This window comes from Empedobacter sp. UBA3475, assembly GCF_002378465.1.
GTDB lineage: Bacteria > Bacteroidota > Bacteroidia > Flavobacteriales > Weeksellaceae > Empedobacter > Empedobacter falsenii_B.
Window position 1 is genome coordinate 133,320 of the sequence record NZ_DFRA01000002.1, and the last position, 17,395, is coordinate 150,714.

General features: G+C 31.7%; 20 protein-coding genes and 1 riboswitch. Of the genes, 10 read left to right on the forward strand and 10 right to left on the reverse strand.

Annotated elements, in window-relative coordinates; translation table 11 throughout:
• The first annotated feature begins 9 nt into the window (after nucleotides 1–9).
• The 4 genes from B3I31_RS00990 (at nucleotide 10) to B3I31_RS01005 (ending at nucleotide 2,218) form a co-directional block, all read left to right on the forward strand.
• A complete protein-coding gene (locus B3I31_RS00990) occupies nucleotides 10–594 on the forward strand; it encodes a Maf family nucleotide pyrophosphatase (protein ID WP_038336384.1) in 585 nt (194 codons plus the stop codon).
• A 75-nt stretch (nucleotides 595–669) separates the two neighbouring features.
• Entirely contained in the window at nucleotides 670–1,236 is a 567-nt protein-coding gene (gene nadD, locus B3I31_RS00995; protein ID WP_286495146.1) for a nicotinate (nicotinamide) nucleotide adenylyltransferase, read from the forward strand.
• A gap of 63 nt (nucleotides 1,237–1,299) precedes the next feature.
• Entirely contained in the window at nucleotides 1,300–1,803 is a 504-nt protein-coding gene (locus B3I31_RS01000) for a hypothetical protein (protein WP_291077323.1), read from the forward strand.
• Complete coding sequence (locus B3I31_RS01005) at nucleotides 1,778–2,218, forward strand: GNAT family N-acetyltransferase (RefSeq protein WP_286495147.1); 441 nt, start codon at nucleotides 1,778–1,780, stop codon at nucleotides 2,216–2,218. The genes B3I31_RS01000 and B3I31_RS01005 overlap by 26 nt, the downstream gene beginning before the upstream one ends.
• On the opposite strand, the gene B3I31_RS01010 is transcribed toward B3I31_RS01005, so the two are convergent.
• Genes B3I31_RS01010 through pth form a run of 3 tightly spaced genes read right to left on the reverse strand, consistent with a single transcriptional unit; the run spans nucleotide 2,215 to nucleotide 3,414 of the window.
• Nucleotides 2,215–2,445, reverse strand: coding sequence for a DUF3820 family protein (locus B3I31_RS01010; RefSeq protein ID WP_038336390.1), 231 nt, complete (start codon nucleotides 2,443–2,445; stop codon nucleotides 2,215–2,217). The two genes, B3I31_RS01005 and B3I31_RS01010, sit on opposite strands and share 4 nt — an antisense overlap.
• Nucleotides 2,445–2,858 (reverse strand): rhodanese-like domain-containing protein, encoded by a 414-nt coding sequence (locus B3I31_RS01015; protein WP_291053088.1) that lies wholly within the window; start codon nucleotides 2,856–2,858, stop codon nucleotides 2,445–2,447. Before B3I31_RS01015 ends, B3I31_RS01010 begins: the two co-directional genes overlap by 1 nt.
• The gene (gene pth / locus B3I31_RS01020; protein WP_038336392.1) at nucleotides 2,848–3,414 is read right to left on the reverse strand and encodes an aminoacyl-tRNA hydrolase; all 567 of its coding nucleotides are present in this window, start codon (nucleotides 3,412–3,414) and stop codon (nucleotides 2,848–2,850) included. Before pth ends, B3I31_RS01015 begins: the two co-directional genes overlap by 11 nt.
• 112 nt (nucleotides 3,415–3,526) lie before the next feature.
• Between pth and B3I31_RS01025 the strand changes: the two genes are divergently transcribed.
• The 3 genes from B3I31_RS01025 (at nucleotide 3,527) to B3I31_RS01035 (ending at nucleotide 7,210) form a co-directional block, all read left to right on the forward strand.
• On the forward strand, nucleotides 3,527–4,042 hold the full coding sequence (locus B3I31_RS01025; RefSeq protein ID WP_221855624.1) for a TlpA family protein disulfide reductase: 516 nt from the start codon (nucleotides 3,527–3,529) through the stop codon (nucleotides 4,040–4,042).
• 184 nt (nucleotides 4,043–4,226) lie between these two features.
• A complete protein-coding gene (gene gshB / locus B3I31_RS01030) occupies nucleotides 4,227–5,207 on the forward strand; it encodes a glutathione synthase (RefSeq protein ID WP_291060495.1) in 981 nt (326 codons plus the stop codon).
• Complete coding sequence (locus tag B3I31_RS01035) at nucleotides 5,204–7,210, forward strand: flavohemoglobin expression-modulating QEGLA motif protein (RefSeq protein ID WP_221855628.1); 2,007 nt, start codon at nucleotides 5,204–5,206, stop codon at nucleotides 7,208–7,210. The genes gshB and B3I31_RS01035 overlap by 4 nt, the downstream gene beginning before the upstream one ends.
• Before the next feature lie 38 nt (nucleotides 7,211–7,248).
• On the opposite strand, the gene B3I31_RS01040 is transcribed toward B3I31_RS01035, so the two are convergent.
• The 5 genes from B3I31_RS01040 to B3I31_RS01060 all read right to left on the reverse strand — a co-directional run bounded on the left by B3I31_RS01040 (nucleotide 7,249) and on the right by B3I31_RS01060 (nucleotide 13,528).
• Entirely contained in the window at nucleotides 7,249–8,535 is a 1,287-nt protein-coding gene (locus B3I31_RS01040) for an APC family permease (protein ID WP_291071894.1), read from the reverse strand.
• Between the two features lie 70 nt (nucleotides 8,536–8,605).
• Nucleotides 8,606–10,993, reverse strand: a complete 2,388-nt coding sequence (locus B3I31_RS01045; protein ID WP_291060490.1) for a TonB-dependent receptor plug domain-containing protein — start codon at nucleotides 10,991–10,993, stop codon at nucleotides 8,606–8,608.
• A 53-nt stretch (nucleotides 10,994–11,046) separates the two neighbouring features.
• Nucleotides 11,047–11,150: riboswitch (SAM riboswitch) on the reverse strand.
• A 58-nt stretch (nucleotides 11,151–11,208) separates the two neighbouring features.
• Nucleotides 11,209–11,808 (reverse strand): aminotransferase class IV, encoded by a 600-nt coding sequence (locus tag B3I31_RS01050; protein WP_291071890.1) that lies wholly within the window; start codon nucleotides 11,806–11,808, stop codon nucleotides 11,209–11,211.
• On the reverse strand, nucleotides 11,792–12,751 hold the full coding sequence (locus B3I31_RS01055) for an aminodeoxychorismate synthase component I (protein WP_291060488.1): 960 nt from the start codon (nucleotides 12,749–12,751) through the stop codon (nucleotides 11,792–11,794). The genes B3I31_RS01050 and B3I31_RS01055 overlap by 17 nt, the downstream gene beginning before the upstream one ends.
• Before the next feature lie 15 nt (nucleotides 12,752–12,766).
• A complete protein-coding gene (locus B3I31_RS01060) occupies nucleotides 12,767–13,528 on the reverse strand; it encodes a hypothetical protein (RefSeq protein WP_291060486.1) in 762 nt (253 codons plus the stop codon).
• 72 nt (nucleotides 13,529–13,600) lie between these two features.
• Between B3I31_RS01060 and B3I31_RS01065 the strand changes: the two genes are divergently transcribed.
• Together B3I31_RS01065 and B3I31_RS01070 are read left to right on the forward strand one after the other, a co-directional pair.
• Complete coding sequence (locus tag B3I31_RS01065; protein WP_219033807.1) at nucleotides 13,601–14,173, forward strand: nitroreductase family protein; 573 nt, start codon at nucleotides 13,601–13,603, stop codon at nucleotides 14,171–14,173.
• Between the two features lie 110 nt (nucleotides 14,174–14,283).
• Complete coding sequence (locus B3I31_RS01070) at nucleotides 14,284–15,105, forward strand: alpha/beta hydrolase (RefSeq protein ID WP_291060483.1); 822 nt, start codon at nucleotides 14,284–14,286, stop codon at nucleotides 15,103–15,105.
• A 50-nt stretch (nucleotides 15,106–15,155) separates the two neighbouring features.
• Here B3I31_RS01070 and B3I31_RS01075 read toward each other — a convergent pair whose 3' ends face one another.
• Nucleotides 15,156–15,653 carry a GNAT family N-acetyltransferase gene (locus tag B3I31_RS01075; protein ID WP_171622578.1) on the reverse strand — a complete coding sequence of 166 codons (498 nt, stop codon included), beginning with the start codon at nucleotides 15,651–15,653 and terminating at the stop codon, nucleotides 15,156–15,158.
• 32 nt (nucleotides 15,654–15,685) lie between these two features.
• Nucleotides 15,686–16,147, reverse strand: coding sequence for a DinB family protein (locus tag B3I31_RS01080; protein ID WP_038336414.1), 462 nt, complete (start codon nucleotides 16,145–16,147; stop codon nucleotides 15,686–15,688).
• A 134-nt stretch (nucleotides 16,148–16,281) separates the two neighbouring features.
• Here B3I31_RS01080 and B3I31_RS01085 point away from each other — a divergent pair, with 134 nt between their 5' ends.
• Nucleotides 16,282–17,382 (forward strand): Mrp/NBP35 family ATP-binding protein, encoded by a 1,101-nt coding sequence (locus B3I31_RS01085; RefSeq protein WP_114998705.1) that lies wholly within the window; start codon nucleotides 16,282–16,284, stop codon nucleotides 17,380–17,382.
• The last annotated feature ends 13 nt before the right edge of the window (nucleotides 17,383–17,395 follow it).

The following is a 17,395-nucleotide window of genomic DNA, read 5'->3' on the forward strand; positions in this document are numbered from 1 at the left end:
GAATTTGAAATGTTATTAACAGAAAAACTAAAAGATACCAATATCATTTTGGCATCACAATCGCCAAGAAGAAAAGAACTTTTAGCTGGATTAGGATTGCAATTTTCGACAATTTCATTGGATATTGACGAAACATTTGATCGCAACGAATTCAAGAAAGAACAAATCACCGAATATCTTTCCGCTAAAAAAGCAAAAGCTTATACAGATATTCAACCAAATGATTTGATTATTACGTCGGATACAACTGTTTGGGTGGATGATGATTCGTTAGAAAAAGCTTCGAATAGAGAAGAAGCGTACGAAATGATTAAAAAATTAAGCGGAAAAACACATTCTGTTTATACATCAGTTACAATTCGTTCTTTAGAAAAAGAAGTTACTTTTTCAGACGAAACGCAAGTTACTTTCGCAGATTTAACAGATGAAGAAATTTATTTCTACATTGATAATTACAAACCTTTCGATAAAGCGGGCGCTTATGGAGTTCAGGAATGGATTGGTTACATTGGTGTGGAGAATATGAATGGAAGTTATTTCAATGTAATGGGACTTCCAACGCACAAACTATATAAAGAATTAGTAAAATTCTAAACATATAATCCAGCTCCGGCTGGATTTTTTTATTCTACAATTATCGTATTTTTGTTTTTCTAAAAAATCAATTTTATGAAGGTCGGTTTATATTTTGGATCATTCAATCCTATTCATGTCGGACATTTAATTATTGCCAATCATTTTCAACAATTCACCGATTTAGATCAGGTTTGGTTTGTGGTTTCGCCTCAAAATCCATTGAAGAAAAAAAGTTCTTTAGCAAATGAATATGATCGATTAGAAATGGTAGAATTAGCGATTAAAGATTATCCTAATCTTCGTGCTTCTAACATCGAATTTACGTTACCGAAACCTTCTTACACGATTGATACCTTAATTCATCTGAACGAAAAATTTCCTGAGCATGACTTTGCGTTGATTATGGGTTCTGATAATTTGGATGGAATTTCGAAATGGAAAAACGCTGAGATTTTAATGCGCGATTATCAATTGTATGTTTATCCGCGTCCTGGTTATTCGCAAAAAGAAAATTTGGATAATGTAGAAATGGTTGAAGCGCCTTTGATGGAAATTTCTTCTACATTTATTCGAAATGCAATAAAAGATGAAAAAAATATAAAACCTATGTTACCTCCAAAAGTTTGGGAATATTTGGATGGAAGTAATTTGTATGGATGATTTTAATTTGGAAATTTGAAGATTATGATTTGGATTAATTTTAGTAATTTGGTATAAAACTATATGTCTAAATTCATTTCGATTTTATTACTCATATTTTTATCATCTTGTCAAACTCAAGATAAATTATATTATAATTTTTATAAACTCAATACAAATTCATTTGAAAAAAACGCATCAAGTAAATATCAAAATATAATTTATATTCGTTCATTTTATAATAATGTAGTTAAAAAAAAGGTAAATGGATTTAAAAGTCTTACCTATAATTATTCAACAAAAGAAAAAACATACATTAAAACAGAAAAATATAATCGAAAAAAATTTGAAACTTCTAATATTGAATTAACAAATTTCAAAGAATTTGACTTCATATTAGAAAATTATTTAAATGGGAATATTGAATATTTGCAATCTTTACAAGATTCTTTTATTAGTGCTGAGATGGGATCTTACTTCTATATTTTTGATTTTGGAAATAAAAAAGTCTTCAAAATAAATGCAATAATTTTTGACTCCAACAATAATTTAATTCAACACCATGACAAAACAAGCTACTATAAATAATTTAGAAGAATTAGTTCATTTATTTGATGCGTATCGTCAATTTTATGATAAGGAATCTGATGTAAAAGCAGCGGAAAAATTTCTAGAAGCAAGAATTGTAAATGACGAATCGGTTATCTTTTTAGCCTATAATAAAGACGAAAAAGCAGTTGGTTTCGTACAATTATTTCCTTCATTTTCATCTACTCGAATGAAACGTTTCTGGATTTTGAATGATTTATTTGTTTCACCAGAATTTCGCGGACAAGGTTTTTCAAGAGAATTGATAGAAGAAGCAAAAAATCTGTGTCGCAAAACAGATGCTTGTGCAATGTTGTTAGAAACAAGTGTTACGAATGATATTGGAAATTCATTATATCCAAGTGCTGGATTTCAATTGCGTGATGATGCAAATTTTTATGAATGGGAAGTTTAACCAAATTGACGTTTCAATTCGTAGATAATATCTTCTAAACCATTTAGTTTTATTTCGTAAACAGTGGATAAAAGAATTCCTAATTTCCCTTTCGGAAAACCACCTTTACCAACAAACCATTCCAAATAAGAAACAGGTAAATCGCACAACAATCGCCCTTCGTATTTACCGAAAGGCATTTTAGTTGTGACAATTTCTTTTAATATTTCGGGACGAAATCCTTCCATTATTTTGTTACAGTTCCTTTGTACGTTGACATTCCATCTTTGAAATTCTTCGCATTTTTGAAACCTTTTTCTTGCATTTTTTCTGTTGCTAATTTTGCTCTAACACCAGATTTGCAATAAATGAAATAATTCTTTTTTGTATCTAATTTCTGAATTTCTTCTTCGAAATTTGGATTTTTCACGTCTATATTTACCGCTCCAGGAACATGACCTTCAGCAAACTCTTTAGGTGTACGAACGTCTAACAAAACATTCTTTTTACTCTTGAAATTAATTTCATTTACATTATCTAATGTCGAAGTTATTTCTTCTATTTTCGCTTCTTTTCCTTCTAAACTTGACGAATTGCTTGCACAAGAACCTAAAAAAAGTGTTCCTGCAATCATTGCAACTCCTAAAATTTTATTTACCATTATATTGATTCATTGTATTACCTAATCCTTGAAAAATAAACGACAAAACTGCATCAGCAGCCAAATTTAATCGTTCATTCATTTTTTCATTTTCTTCTGCCGACCAATCGCCTAACACATAATCCACTTGTTTTCCTTCCGAAAACTCGTTTCCTACACCAAAGCGTAATCGCGCATAATTTTGTCCGCCAACTTTATTCTGAATATCCTTCAAACCATTGTGTCCTCCATCGCTACCTTTTCCACGCATACGAATTGTTCCGAAAGGCAAGTTCAAATCATCTGTAATGACAAAAATATTTTCTAGCGAAATATTTTCTTTTTTCATCCAAAAACGAACCGCATCCCCACTCAAATTCATGTATGTATTTGGTTTTAACAACGTAACTGGACGCGCTTTATATTTAAACTGTGCTACTTCACCAAAATTTGATGGTGAAAATTTAGCATCAACTTTTTTAGCAACTTCTTCAACAACCTTGAAACCAATATTATGACGAGTATTTTCGTATTGAGCACCAATATTACCAAGCCCAATAATCAGATATTTTTGCATGAAACAAAATTACATCTTTTTGCAATGATTAGAAATAAATATTTACCTTTGCTTTAAAGTCTACTGAATTGGTATAGATTTTGTAAATACATGAAATCGATAAAAAATTATCATGAGAAAAATAATTAGCGTTTTAATATTATTTGTCGGAATTAATGCATTTTCGCAAAAAATTCCGTCAGTAATGAAAACTGAATTTCCCGCAACAGCTTTGCAAGATAGCGTAGTTGATTTAGAAGGAAATTCGGCAACCATCGAAAAAGTTTTTTCGAACTATAAAGGAAAAATTGTCTTGTTGGATTTATGGGCAACTTGGTGTGGAGATTGTATCAAAAACATGCCAGCTTTGAAATCTTTGCACGAAAAAAATCCTGACGTAACCTTTGTTTACCTTTCAATGGACAAGAATGAGGAAGCTTGGAAAAATGGTATTAAAAAATATCAGATTGAAGGTCAACACTTTTACTTAGGAAACAACTGGAAAGGCAATTTTGGCACAGGGATTGATTTAAATTGGATACCAAGATATTTGGTTCTTGATCAAAATGGAAAAATTGCAGATTATTACAGTGTGAAAGCTGATGATCCTAAAGTTCAAGAAACAATTGATCGTTTAAGAAATAAATAGTTTATAGTTTACCAACCAAATGGTGATTGAAATTGAAAAATCAATCACCATTTTCTTTTATTAATCATTAGAAATCAATATCTTTCATAGAATAAAAATAAATATTCTATAATTTTTTATAGATCATTTTTTGTATCAAACTTTTAGTTATTATTGCATTGATTTTAATACCCTTTTTATTTATATGAAAATATGCTTCGTAATGTATCCTTGGGACAAGGTTGAACCAGGAAAAGACACCACTATGCGAATTATTAAAGAATGCGTAGATCGTGGATTTGAAGTATCCTATTTAACAAAAAAAGATATCTCTATTGCCAAAGGCAAAGTTGTAGGAAACTGCAAAAAGATGATAACTACAGAAACAAATGATTGTGTTGAATTTTATCACACCATGAAATTTGAAAGTAGTATAAAAGATTTGACCGAATTTGACATAATTTTTATGAGAGCCGATCCACCAATTGATCCGCTTTTGTTGAATATGTTAGAATTAATCGAAGATAAAGTTTTCTTCGTGAATAAAATTTCGGGATTACGTAAAGCAAATAATAAAATATACGCCGCATCTTTTGATGATGGTCTAGAAACAATTGTTCCTCAAACACTTATTACAAAAGATATTGATTTGATAAAATCGTTTGTAGAAGAAAATAATTTCGAGAAATTTATCATCAAACCTTTAGACGGAATGGGTGGTAAAGGTGTTATACTTTTCGAACGAAAAAATATTGGTAACTTAAGCTCGATTTGCGATTTTTATATCAATCATACCGGATATTCTCAGCCTATTATTTGTCAAAATTATATAGAAGGTGCAGAAAAAGGTGATGTTCGCGCCATTGTGATTAATGGTGAACCGATTGGTGCAATTATGCGTGTTCCTGCAGAAGGTGACCACCGTTCTAATATTTCGGCTGGTGGTTCTGCGATTAGACATGATATGAGTGAACATGAGTTAGATTTATGCCGTAAAATAGGAAAACAATTAAATGAAGATGGAATTTATTTTTGTGGTATCGATTTGATTAACGGAAAAATGGTTGAGCTAAATGTAGTAAGTCCTGGAGGAATTGTTCCTCACAATAATGTAAACAATAACAACAAAATTCAGAAACAAATCGTGTCGATGTTATTGGAGAAATATAAAGAATTTAAAGCATGAAATCCATAAGTATACAGCAAATTTTAGAGAATATTGAGAACGAAATTGTATTTGAAGCTTATGCAGAAGACGAATCATTCAAAATAAAAATCGACGAATACATTCCTTACGTTTGTGCTGCCATTCATGATGGTGGACAAATGCGCGAAGATATTCGCGAAAAATGTTTATTAAGCAATTATGAACGTTGGTACGAGGAAGATCCGCATACTGCTGAGTTTGTAGAAACTTTTCCAATCTTAATTCAAGGTTGTGATTCTCGATTTGAATACGATCTAAATCGTGGTCCAGAAACTGCTGTGTACGAAGAAGCTTGGGGAAAACAGGTTTGGAAAGAGCCTTTGTCGGTTTCTCAAAAACAAAAAAGTATTGCAAAACATCACGCTTTTTATGAAGTTTTAGAAGCTTTAATCAACAAGCTTGAAACTAAATTTAAGTCATGCTTGGTTTATGATATTCATTCGTACAATTGGAAACGCTGGGATCGTCCGGTTCCTGTGTTCAACATTGGTGCGGAACGAGTTGATAACGAACGTTACGGAAATTATGTAGAAAGTTGGCGCGATGAATTGGCAAATATTGAGTTAGAAAATATTCACAATTATTCGGCGATTAACGATGTATTTTATGGACGAGGATATTTGTTAGAATTTGTTACAAATCGATTCAAAAATACGTTGGTTTTAGCGACAGAAGTTTCGAAAATTTATTGTGATGAATTAACTGGAGAATCTTTTCCGGAGATTATTAACCAAATAAAAGAAGGTTTCAAATCGGCAATTCTTAACCATGCTTATGAGTTTGTAAAAACAGAAACGACGTACAAAGTAGGTTCTAAGCAAGTAAATATTTTGCACAATGAATTAGAATCTGACTTGGTTAAAATTGATAAACAATTGTATCAATTGGTTCAGAATTTTGAATTGTTAAGTGTTATCAATCCGATTAATTTAGAATTTGAAAAGAAGAAATTCTTAGCTTCAAAATATACATACGAACCACAATTTAAGTACAATCCGCTTAACATTGATCCATTTGAATTTAAACGAAAATTATCGAATATTAAAGTCGAAAAAATCAATGATATTAGTATTCAAAATATGTATGTTAACACGATTAACGCTTATTTTGATAAGGTCGATTTATTAGCCAATCTTGGTACGGATAAATTTTTATACAATTCGTTGCGTTATTTTGGCGAACCATCTAAAAAAGATATCGAAAATGCGAACTTTATCCTTTATTGTCCTGAATTTAGAATGGATAAACAAGGAAATTATACAGAGGAAGAAGTGGTTAATCTTTTTAGAAATGCTACGAATGATTATGGTTTCAAATTTGACATCGAAGTTTCGGATGATATCGCATCAAAAGCACTTGTAATCAATAGCAAGAGAAAAGTTGTGATTAAACGTGGCGTTAAGTTTGATAAACGTTTTACAAATGGTTTAATTGAGCACGAAATTGGAGTTCACATGGTGACAACGATGAACGCGTTGGATCAACCATTAAAAATCTTTAGTATTGGTTTACCTGTAAATACATTAACGCAAGAAGGTTTAGCGATTTTAAGTGAATATTATTCTGATTCTATTAATCATAGCCGACTAAGAGAACTTGGTTTACGCGTTATGGCAGTTCATATGTTAACAAGCGGAAAATCGTTCAATGAAACGTTTATGGTTTTGATGGAAGAATACAAAATGAAACCAGAAGATGCATTTTATCTGACAACTCGCGTTTATCGTGGTGGTGGTTTTACAAAAGATGCACTTTACTTGAAAGGTTTGAAAACGATTTTGAATTATGTTGATCAAGGACGTTCTTTGGATAATTTATTGATTGGAAAAACTTCAGTTGAATACATTGATACAATTGACGAATTAGTTGAGCGTAAAATGATTAATAAACCAAAATATCATACCAAAATTTTCAAAAAACATCTTGAAAATCCAGAAATCAACCCTATTTTACAATATATTTTTAACGGAATAAAAGATTAAAAAATAAAAACCCACTCAAATTTGAGTGGGTTTTGTGATTAATTCTCTTTCTCAATTCTTTTATCAAAATAGAATAATACAATTCCTAATGCAATAATACCTAAACCAAATAAACTTTCTTTTGGTTTTTGCATCAAAACGAAATAACAGATGTATAAACTAAATGCTAAAAATATCGCAGGTAAAACATAAAAGAATTTACTTTTGATAATGGTTAATTGATCTTGTTTGATAAAGAACGCTGTACAAACTGCTAATGTTGCTAAAATTTGTAAAACAAACGATGTATAGGTAAAAATTACTTCAAAATCTCCTGAAAAAATAAGCAAAATACTAATTGCTGAATGCACCCAAATTGCACGAACCGGAATTCTATTTTTGTTCTCTTTCGCCATAAAATTCCACAATTTATTTTCGCGCGCTGTGGCTTGCGTCAAGCGAGAACCAATCCATAAATAACCGCTAATCGTCGCAATCAATTGCAAAGCAATAAAACAACTCACCCATTTCACATTATTTCCAAGTATATTGCCGAACGAAATATTCGCCACATTTTCTTGTCCAGCCAAAGCTACTGATGATGCATGTTTTAAGAAAACATAATTTAGCAAAACATAAGAAATCGTTACAAAAATAACGCCTATAAATAATGCTTTTGGTAAGTTTCGTTTTAGTTGTTCAATTTCTTCTACGATATATGAAGCCGAATTCCAACCTGTATATGCGAAAGTGACATAAACCAAAGAAGTCGCAAATGCTGGAAGTAACAATTCATTTTTCCAAGTCGTATCAAAAACTACCGCATTTGGCTCAATTGCTGAAGCAAAATAAAAACCTAAAGCAATTAAAACAACAATAAATACAACTTTTAGAATAGTAAAAATATTCTGAAATTTACTACTCAAATTTAGACTGAATGATTGAAAAACTGCGACTATCAAAATCATGGCTATTGCAAATTCTTTTCCTAAATCAAACCCGAAAACATTCAAGTATTTCCCCATTGCCAAGGCCGCTAAAGAAATCGGCGCTGAGAAACCAACGAATAAAGAAATCCAACTTGATAAATAACCAAAAACAGGATGAAATGTGCGAGATAAGTAAATATAATCTCCTCCTGATTGTTTAAATTTTGAAGCTAACTCCGAATAAATAAATGCGCCAATCAACGCTAACAATCCTCCTATTGCCCACAATAATAAGATAGAAGTTGTATTTTTTAAATCAGAAATTTGATAACCCAAACTGGTAAAAACACCTGTTCCGATCATATTCGAAATCACTAAAGCTGTTGCGGTTTTCCAACCAATTTTTGAATGTGCCATACACAAAAAAAGTGTCAATTGAATGTTTGAATTTACATTAAAATTGACACTTAGAATATTTTATTATTGATTAAAATTTAAAACTTGCACGCGCAAAATAATACGCTCCTGTCATCCCCATTTGAACTGGCGCATACGGAAAAACTCCATAATAAGAATTCTCGTAAACTTGCTTGTCTGGGAAAACATCAAACAAATTATTTGCACCAATTGTAAAGTTGAAATTCTTTGTAATATCATAACCAATTGAAGCATCCGTCACCACTTTTCCCGTGTGTTCTTGGATACTTCCCCAAGGATATCCATCTTTTGTCACTTTTCCGAAATACGTGTTACGCACCATAAAATTGAATCCAGAAATTGCATAATTCAATCCTAAAGTTGCTTTTGTTTTTGGACTTAATGATTCGATAATATTGACTTGATCAGGGCCAAAAAATTCTTCCGTTGGAATTGTTAAAGCTGTTGGAAAATGATAACCGACAATCTTTGTTTCATTGATATTTCCTGATAAACTTGCATTCAATTTTCCTCGACCTAAACGTGTATCATAGGAAATCACTAAATCCAAACCTTTGGTTTCTGTATCAATTGCATTCGTAAAAATACGCGCTGTCGCTACATTATATTTTTCTAAAGCAGGATCTGTGATATCAGAAGTTAAGACAATTCGGTCATCAACTTTTATAAAATATCCATCCAATGTGATGAATAATTTTGAAGTCGGACGAAATGTTAAACCTAAACTTGCATTGATTGATTTTTCTTCTTTCAATTTATCCAAACCAATTTCTCTCGACAATTCAGACTCATTTTGGATAATTCCTTTTGTAACCAAAACTTGATCTCCATTATCATTCAAGAATAAATCGGTATACGAATTACTGAAATATTTTTGTTGTAAAGAAGGTGCTCTAAATCCTGTCGAAATCGCTCCACGAACCGAATATCCTTTTGCGTATTCATATCGCATCGCTAATTTTCCGTTGACTGTACTTCCAAAATCTGAGTAATTTTCAAATCGTCCAGCTAAATCAGCCATAAAATCTCCAAATTTCAATTCTCCATCTACATAAACCGCAACTGAGTGACGATCACCTTTTACAGCATTTAATTGAGAAAATCCTACAAAAGATTCAGATCCAGAACCTGCGTAAGAAGCTTCATCTCCAGCTTCTATTTTATATTGTTCAAAACGATATTCTCCACCAAACGCTAAACTAACATTTTGGTTGATTCGTTTTGAAAAATCTAAATTGACTGTATTTTGCAAAAATTGATGTTTCCCTGCGTAAAAATCGGTTGGAGAATTTAAGCCCAAAGATTGATTAATTGAATTTTCTAAATCATATTTGAATGAATTTAAACCAAAAGTATTGCTCAAGTCAACTTTCCATCCATCATATGAATAACGCAATCCTGTCGAATTTGAATAATCATTTATATTAGATTTTAACGTTGCTTGAAAACCATTTGGATAAATTTTTAACGCATCTTCCGACAATTCGCTTGGTAATCTTCTAAAACCAAATCCATTACCTTGGCGCAACGAAACGCCTCCAAATGAATAAAAATCTAATCGATCATTAATCGCCGTTTCAGCATTTATAAAAAATTGTTGATTTTTGATTGCCGCATCTCCAATTTGAAATCTAAAATCTTTTCTCGTAAGTCCTAAAGAAGCAATTTTAGCGTCATCTGCAGCTCTTGCTGCATCTGGATCATCTGCAAAATCGTATGCAAAATTATCTCCAAAAATATCTAAATTATGATCTTTTGAACGATTTGTTTTCTTACGCTCACTTACAACTGCCGAAAAAACAATTGAGCCTGATTGTCCTAATTTCGTTGCATAACTTCCGTTAAAATTATACGTTTCTCCATCATTTCGAGAGGTCTGACCATACGTCAAAGAAGCGTCTCCACCTGGTTTAGATTTCAAAACAATATTTACAACTCCCGAAATCGCATCAGAACCATATTGCGCAGCCGCACCATCACGTAAAACTTCAATTTTATCAATTGCAGAAATCGGAATTGCGCCTAAATCTGTTCCAACAGAACCATTTCCTACTGTATTTTGATAATTCACTAAGGAAGTTGTGTGACGACGTTTTCCATTAATCAAAACCAAAACCTGATCTGGTCCCATTCCACGCAATGTTACAGGATCGATATGCTCCGTTCCATCTGCAGATGATTGACGAACAGAATTAAAAGAAGGAATAACCACATTCAAAATATCATTCACACTCAATTGAGGAGAAGACGTTTTTAATTTCTCAACATCAATAATATCGACAGGAACAGACGAATTAACCACCGTTCTTTCTGATGTACGACCACCAATTAAAATAACTTCGTTAAGGTTTGTTTCCTCCTTTTCAACTTCTTGAGCGAAAAGTGTAGCTGCGCAAATAAATGCGAATGAAGCAAGTAAAAATTTGTTTCTTTTCATTTTTAATTTTCATAAAACTTTCAAGAAACCAACAGATTAAAGTGAAATACTTTTACTCATCTTTCCCTCTAATAGGTTGGATTTAGCACCTTAGATTATAAGTCATCTGGTTGCTAAGGTTTCACAGGGCCAATCCCTCCACCTTTCTTGATAAGTTATGCAAAGGTAATGTTAAAAAATGAAAATGCAATTAATACTCTATCAATTTTATAGAGTTATTGAATTAACAACGAAATATCCAATTCTTGGCTTTCGTCTAAATTCATCATCGCATTGATTCGTTTGAATGATTTAAAATTAACTAAATCTGAAACTTTTATATTTTTCTGAATGATCTCGCTTGATTGTAACAAAACTTCTCGCATTGTTCCTTTCAATAGAAAAGTTCGTGGCGTGATCCATTGAGAACCGTCAAAAAAAACAATATTCGAATAAATACAATCGGTAATATAATTTGATTTCACCAAGACCAAATCATCTGTTTTTGATTCTTTTAAATATTCATCAAAAAACCAACGATCTAAATATTTGTATGAATAATCAATTTTATTTTCGATTTCAAAAAGTTGAATACTTTCAATTGGTTTGATTTGATACGGTTGAAATTCTACCGATTGAATTTCTCGATCATATACAATTTTAACTTTATATTTTTCAACCGTTAAATCTGTTGGAAACTTAATAATTTCGTCTAATAAAATCGGATTGATTTCAGTAAAATTATCATTTCTTGTTCGATCAAATCTCGCTTGATGAAATTCTAAATTTCGAAGTTGTTTGTTTACACAACAAATCGATTCAATAAATTGGAACATATACTTTTTGTATTAATTCTTCGTACTCTGCTTTTGCCTTACTTTTTGCTGTTACTCCTCCTCCACTCTTGAAAAATAATTCACCTTGATTATTTTCGATGAAACGAATCATCACAGCACTATCAAGATTTTCGCCATCAAAAACACCAAAAACTCCTGTATAAAAATTTCGATGATACTTCTCGGCTTCTAAAATAATTTCAACGGTTTTCTTTTTGGGCGCACCGCAAATAGAACCAGCAGGTAAAAGTTTATCGAAAATCGTTCCTAAGTTTTGGTAATAATCATCATTCAAATCACCTTTTATCTCAGAACTTACTTGCAAAAGTGTTGCATCATTTGTCTTCACCTCATCCATGTAGCGATAATTTGTTACCTCAACATTTTCTGAAACAAGACTCAAATCATTTCTAATTAAATCGACAATTGTAGCATGTTCGGCAGCTTCTTTTTCATCATTCAAAATGAGTTGTTTTGCATTTGGAATCGAAGCATCAATGGTTCCTTTCATTGGATTTGAAAAGATTTTTTGATCTTCAATTTTCACAAAACGTTCGGGAGAAAAACAAACAAATTCGTCTTTATATTTCAATTTATATTTTGCTTCAGAAAACTGAAAAATTTCATTCAAAGACAAATCAGTTTCAATTTTTGTTGGAAGCGTTAAATTCGTTAAATATGAATTTCCAAACAAAAGATTATCGTGAACATAATTGAATTTTGGCAAATATTCGTCAAAGGAAATCGGGAATTTATTGAATTTAAAATCTTTCTGAAAAGATTCTTTTTTTGGCGAATCTATTTCAAATTTTATCTCATCAGGTAATTCATTTAACGGAATTACTTCTCCATTTTCTTTCAAAAAATCGATCATAAAAAAAAAGGGAACTTTTGCAGCTCCCAATTCATTCATTTTCGTAAAAATCGAATGCTTTGCTAACATTCGATAAAATTAATATTATTCTTGGTTTGTACCAAGTAGATCAATTTCTGTTTTTTCATCATCTGTCAAAATCATATCTTTTAACATAAAATAAACCATCATATAGCCAATTGGATAAGTTGCTAACACACCCACATAACAAGCAATAGCTCCTATTGAAGCAACCAGACTAACAACAATAGCTATTAGAACCATCCACCAAAAATTCTTTTTTACGATTGCATAAGAAGTTTTCATTGCGTCAATAGCGCTCATATTTCCATAATGAATAAGATACGGAGCCAGATAAATACACGCTTGTAAGAACAATAAAAATACTGTCGCCACTAAGATGTATAACATACCAAAAAGCGATGAACCAATCATTAATGCTGAGTTTACATTTTCGGGATCATTAAACATAAGTGGTAAAAAAGAAAAAATAATGTATGGTAACATTACAACTATTGCAACTCCCATTACGATAAGTGTTAAAAGGAAATAGCTTCCTATATTTTTGAAACCTCCAAAAAAGTCACCTAGTTCTAATGACATTTTGTTTTCGGCACGTTCTGCTCCAATCATAAATCCCATTATAAGTGGATACATCACAAAAAGCAATCCGATTATAGTGAAGGAAGTAAACATATAAACAATAGCTGCAACAAGAGCATAAATAACAAATGGCTGCCAATTATTTTGGAAAAGTTCTAATGATTGATTGAAATATTTTCCGATATCAAATTGGAATTTATTGTTTTTGTAATACTCAATTTTGTTGTAATCTAATGTTTTCATCTTAACGTTGGTTTAATTGAAATTAATGTAAATTTGCTTGATTAGTAGAATAAAATTAATAATTGTTACAACATGAATGCAAACGATTTATTATCAATCATAAAAAATAGACGCTCTATATTTCCTCCGCAATACAATCAAGAAGAAATTACGCGCGAAGAATTGAATCAAATTTTTGAGGCAGCAAATTGGGCGCCATCTCATAAAAAAACAGAACCTTGGCGTTTTGTTGTTTTAGAAGGACCTGCAAAAGACCGTTTCCGCGAATACGTAAAGCGTGTTTATGTGCAAGGAACGCCAACAGATCAATTGAGCGACAGAAAAATAAATGCATTAATTGAGAAATGTGATAAGTCGAATAAAATTGTATTAATCAATTTTATCAACACAGAAAAAAATCCTGAATGGGAAGAATTAGCTGCAACTTCTATGGCTGTTCAGAATATGTGGTTAATGGCAAGTGCGCTAAAGATTGGTGCATATTGGTCTTCTCCAGCAAACATTATCGCCAATGTTGATGAGTTTACAACTATGGAAGAAGGCGAAAAATGTGTTGGTGTTTTCTATATGGGAAAAATTGAAGGAGATTCTCCAGAAGCTGTTCGTCAACCAATCGAAGATAAAGTGAGATTTTTAGAGTATTAAAAACTCTTTAGAAAATAATTTGAAAAAGACTACTATTTTTAAGTGGTCTTTTTTATTAAATAGAAAATCAACTCTTTATGATTTTTGTATATTTGATAAAACACTTTAATATGAAATATATGAAATCGATTTTTAACTACTTATTAGTTGTAATCTCTATTAGTTTTTTGACATCCTGCAAAAACTCTAATCCCGTTGTTTACGACGATCCAATTCCGAAACACGAAACATTTACAATTGATTCTAAAATTTTGAATGAAAAGCGAATTATTAATGTTTGGGTTCCTAAATCTCAAGATTCATTATACGTTTTGTATATGCCAGATGGCGGAACAAAAGAGGATTTTCCACATATTGCAAACACATTGGATAGCTTAATTACTTCGAAAAAAATAAAACCGGTTATTTTAGTTGGAATAGAAAACATACAACGTCGCAAAGATTTGAGTCCGCCAACCGAAAACGAAGAAGATAAAAAAATAGCCGATGTTGTGGGAGGTTCGAATGAATTTAGAAGTTTTATCAAGGATGAATTATTTCCTGAAATCACGAAAAAGTATCGCACTCAATCCCAAAAAGGAATTATTGGCGAATCCTTGGCTGGATTATTTATCATGGAAACTTTTCTGAAACAACCAGAAATGTTTGATTATTATATTGCAATTGATCCTTCACTTTGGTGGAACGATCACAAAATGTTATTGAATTCAAAAAATGATTTAGCTAAATTTCCTTCAACTCCAAAAAAGTTATGGTTTGCAGGATCTGGAGCAAGTGATATTTTACCTTATACAGATGATTTGAAGAATATTTTGACGCAAGAAAAACTTCCAAATCTACAATGGAATTATTCTCCAGAACCGAAAGAAGAACATGCTACAATTTACAGAGCAACTAAAGAAAAAGCATTGATTTGGAGTATTGGTAAATAAAATTTATCTGATAAATAAAAAACCCTCACTTCAAATGAAGTGAGGGTTTTTTATGCGATTCGTTTCCCTAAAATAGTTAAACTTCTTTCTATTCCGTCTAAAATTGCAATATTGGGATAATTTCCCCAATCTTCGAAACCAAAATGCTTGAATAATTTCAAGCTCGGTTCATTATGCGAAAAAATAAAACCTAAAATCGTTTTGATTCCAAATTCTGGTGCTTTCGTAATGCTATATTCCAACACTTGTTTTCCTAAACCTTTTCCACGTTGCATAGCATCTAAATAAATGCTAATTTCTACAGTTGCATCATAAGCTGGTCTTCCATAAAAAGATTGAAAACTTACCCAACCTACAATGTCTTTCGATTCATTTTCTACAACCCAAAGTGGTCTTTTTTCAGGTGAATGTTCTTCGAACCATTTTACTTTACTTTCAACTGAAACTGGTTCTGTATCGGCAGTTACTAATCGCGAAGCTATTGTAGAATTATAAATTTCTGTTATTTTTTCTAAATCGCTTCGTTTAGCATCTCTGTATGTTAACATCTAAATTTTTAAATTTTATTCTCTGTTTGATTTTAAAAAGGAATATTCTTTTTCATCGCCATCATATAGCCCAAATGCATTGCTTCGTGAATATTGTTGTACAAAATTGCATCTTCAATCGATTCTAACGTCATACCAAAACTTGTTTTATATGATCGATAATACGATAGTTTTTCCGAACGATAATCCTTGAACATCTGCATTGGTGTACTTTCCAACATTTCCTTCAATTCTGTCACATCTTCTTCCGTTACTTCCGTATTTCCGATTGTTCCTTTTTTATACTTCTGAATAAACTGAATATCGACCAACATCCTATTATCGGTTAAATAATAATGGATCAATTGCTGTGTTGCCAAAACGTGAGCCGCATTCCAAAACAAATTGTTTTTATAGCCAACAGGTATATAAAGTAGTTGTTTCAGAGAGTGTTGTTCAAGCTCATCAATAATCTGTTTTCTTATATTCGTCAGATAAATAATATGCTCTTCCATAGTCAGATTTAAAGTTTAAATATACATCAAATTAAGTCTATTTATCAAATTATAAAGCAAAACAATTAAAATCACGTTTTTAGATTATTTAAAGTCTTTGATTCTTCGTAATTTTGTCTCATTAAAATTAAAAGATGGCTTACACAAGAGATCAAATATATCAAGTATTAGAAGAATTAGGTATTCGCAATTGGATGCGTAACGCTCAAGTGATGGGAAATGATATTATATTGGATATTGTTTCTCCTTCGCCTGCAATGCACGAACGCAAGCGTTTGGAAATTGCGTTGAAAAATGCATTTAAAGAAAATTTACCTGAGTCAAATCTTAAACTTAACATTTCTGTTGAAGTTGAAGAAAAAAATCCGAACGAAATCAAAGGTTCTGAATTGCCAGGTGTTAAAAATATTATCGCTGTAGCATCAGGTAAAGGTGGTGTTGGTAAATCTACTGTTTCATCAAACTTAGCAATAAGTTTAGCAAACATGGGATTCAAGGTAGGTTTATTAGATGCTGATATCTACGGACCTTCTATGCCAATTATGTTCGATTGTCAAGATGCCCGTCCATATTCTGTAGAAGTTAATGGAAAGACGAAAATAAAACCAGTAGAAGCTTACGGAATCAAGTTATTATCAATTGGATTCTTTGCTGATACAGATCAAGCAATTGTTTGGAGAGGACCGATGGCTGCAAAAGCTTTGAATCAAATGATTCGTGATGCGCATTGGGGAGAATTAGATTTCTTATTAATCGACTTACCTCCAGGAACAGGTGACATTCATTTATCTATCGTTCAACAAGTTCCAATTACAGGAGCTGTTGTAGTTTCTACGCCTCAAAATATTGCATTAGCAGATGCAAAAAAAGGAGTTGGAATGTTCCAAATGGAAGCGATTAATGTTCCAGTTTTAGGAATTGTAGAAAATATGGCGTATTTTACACCAGAAGAATTACCTAACAACAAATATTATATCTTTGGACAAAATGGTGCAAAGAACTTAGCAGAACAAATTGGTGTTCCTTTCTTAGGCGAAATTCCAATTGTACAATCTATTCGCGAAGCTGCTGACGTTGGTCGTCCAGCTGCAATGCAAGAAGATACTGTTGTAGCTAATGTTTACAAAGAAATTGCACGTAACGCAGTACAAAGTTTAGTAGAACGTAACAATACTTTGCCTCCAACAGAAGCCGTTCGTATTACAACGATGGCAGGTTGTTCGGCAAAAAATTAAAAAAAGTAAAAGA

Bases quoted from the DNA above. Each gene is read 5' to 3' on its own strand.
- B3I31_RS00990 (WP_038336384.1), top strand. From the start codon at position 10: ATGTTATTAACAGAAAAACTAAAAGATACCAATATCATTTTGGCATCA.
- nadD (WP_286495146.1), top strand. From the start codon at position 670: ATGAAGGTCGGTTTATATTTTGGATCATTCAATCCTATTCATGTCGGA.
- B3I31_RS01000 (WP_291077323.1), top strand. From the start codon at position 1,300: ATGTCTAAATTCATTTCGATTTTATTACTCATATTTTTATCATCTTGT.
- B3I31_RS01005 (WP_286495147.1), top strand. From the start codon at position 1,778: ATGACAAAACAAGCTACTATAAATAATTTAGAAGAATTAGTTCATTTA.
- B3I31_RS01010 (WP_038336390.1), bottom strand. From the start codon at position 2,445: ATGGAAGGATTTCGTCCCGAAATATTAAAAGAAATTGTCACAACTAAA.
- B3I31_RS01015 (WP_291053088.1), bottom strand. From the start codon at position 2,858: ATGGTAAATAAAATTTTAGGAGTTGCAATGATTGCAGGAACACTTTTT.
- pth (WP_038336392.1), bottom strand. From the start codon at position 3,414: ATGCAAAAATATCTGATTATTGGGCTTGGTAATATTGGTGCTCAATAC.
- B3I31_RS01025 (WP_221855624.1), top strand. From the start codon at position 3,527: ATGAGAAAAATAATTAGCGTTTTAATATTATTTGTCGGAATTAATGCA.
- gshB (WP_291060495.1), top strand. From the start codon at position 4,227: ATGAAAATATGCTTCGTAATGTATCCTTGGGACAAGGTTGAACCAGGA.
- B3I31_RS01035 (WP_221855628.1), top strand. From the start codon at position 5,204: ATGAAATCCATAAGTATACAGCAAATTTTAGAGAATATTGAGAACGAA.
- B3I31_RS01040 (WP_291071894.1), bottom strand. From the start codon at position 8,535: ATGGCACATTCAAAAATTGGTTGGAAAACCGCAACAGCTTTAGTGATT.
- B3I31_RS01045 (WP_291060490.1), bottom strand. From the start codon at position 10,993: ATGAAAAGAAACAAATTTTTACTTGCTTCATTCGCATTTATTTGCGCA.
- B3I31_RS01050 (WP_291071890.1), bottom strand. From the start codon at position 11,808: ATGTTCCAATTTATTGAATCGATTTGTTGTGTAAACAAACAACTTCGA.
- B3I31_RS01055 (WP_291060488.1), bottom strand. From the start codon at position 12,751: ATGTTAGCAAAGCATTCGATTTTTACGAAAATGAATGAATTGGGAGCT.
- B3I31_RS01060 (WP_291060486.1), bottom strand. From the start codon at position 13,528: ATGAAAACATTAGATTACAACAAAATTGAGTATTACAAAAACAATAAA.
- B3I31_RS01065 (WP_219033807.1), top strand. From the start codon at position 13,601: ATGAATGCAAACGATTTATTATCAATCATAAAAAATAGACGCTCTATA.
- B3I31_RS01070 (WP_291060483.1), top strand. From the start codon at position 14,284: ATGAAATATATGAAATCGATTTTTAACTACTTATTAGTTGTAATCTCT.
- B3I31_RS01075 (WP_171622578.1), bottom strand. From the start codon at position 15,653: ATGTTAACATACAGAGATGCTAAACGAAGCGATTTAGAAAAAATAACA.
- B3I31_RS01080 (WP_038336414.1), bottom strand. From the start codon at position 16,147: ATGGAAGAGCATATTATTTATCTGACGAATATAAGAAAACAGATTATT.
- B3I31_RS01085 (WP_114998705.1), top strand. From the start codon at position 16,282: ATGGCTTACACAAGAGATCAAATATATCAAGTATTAGAAGAATTAGGT.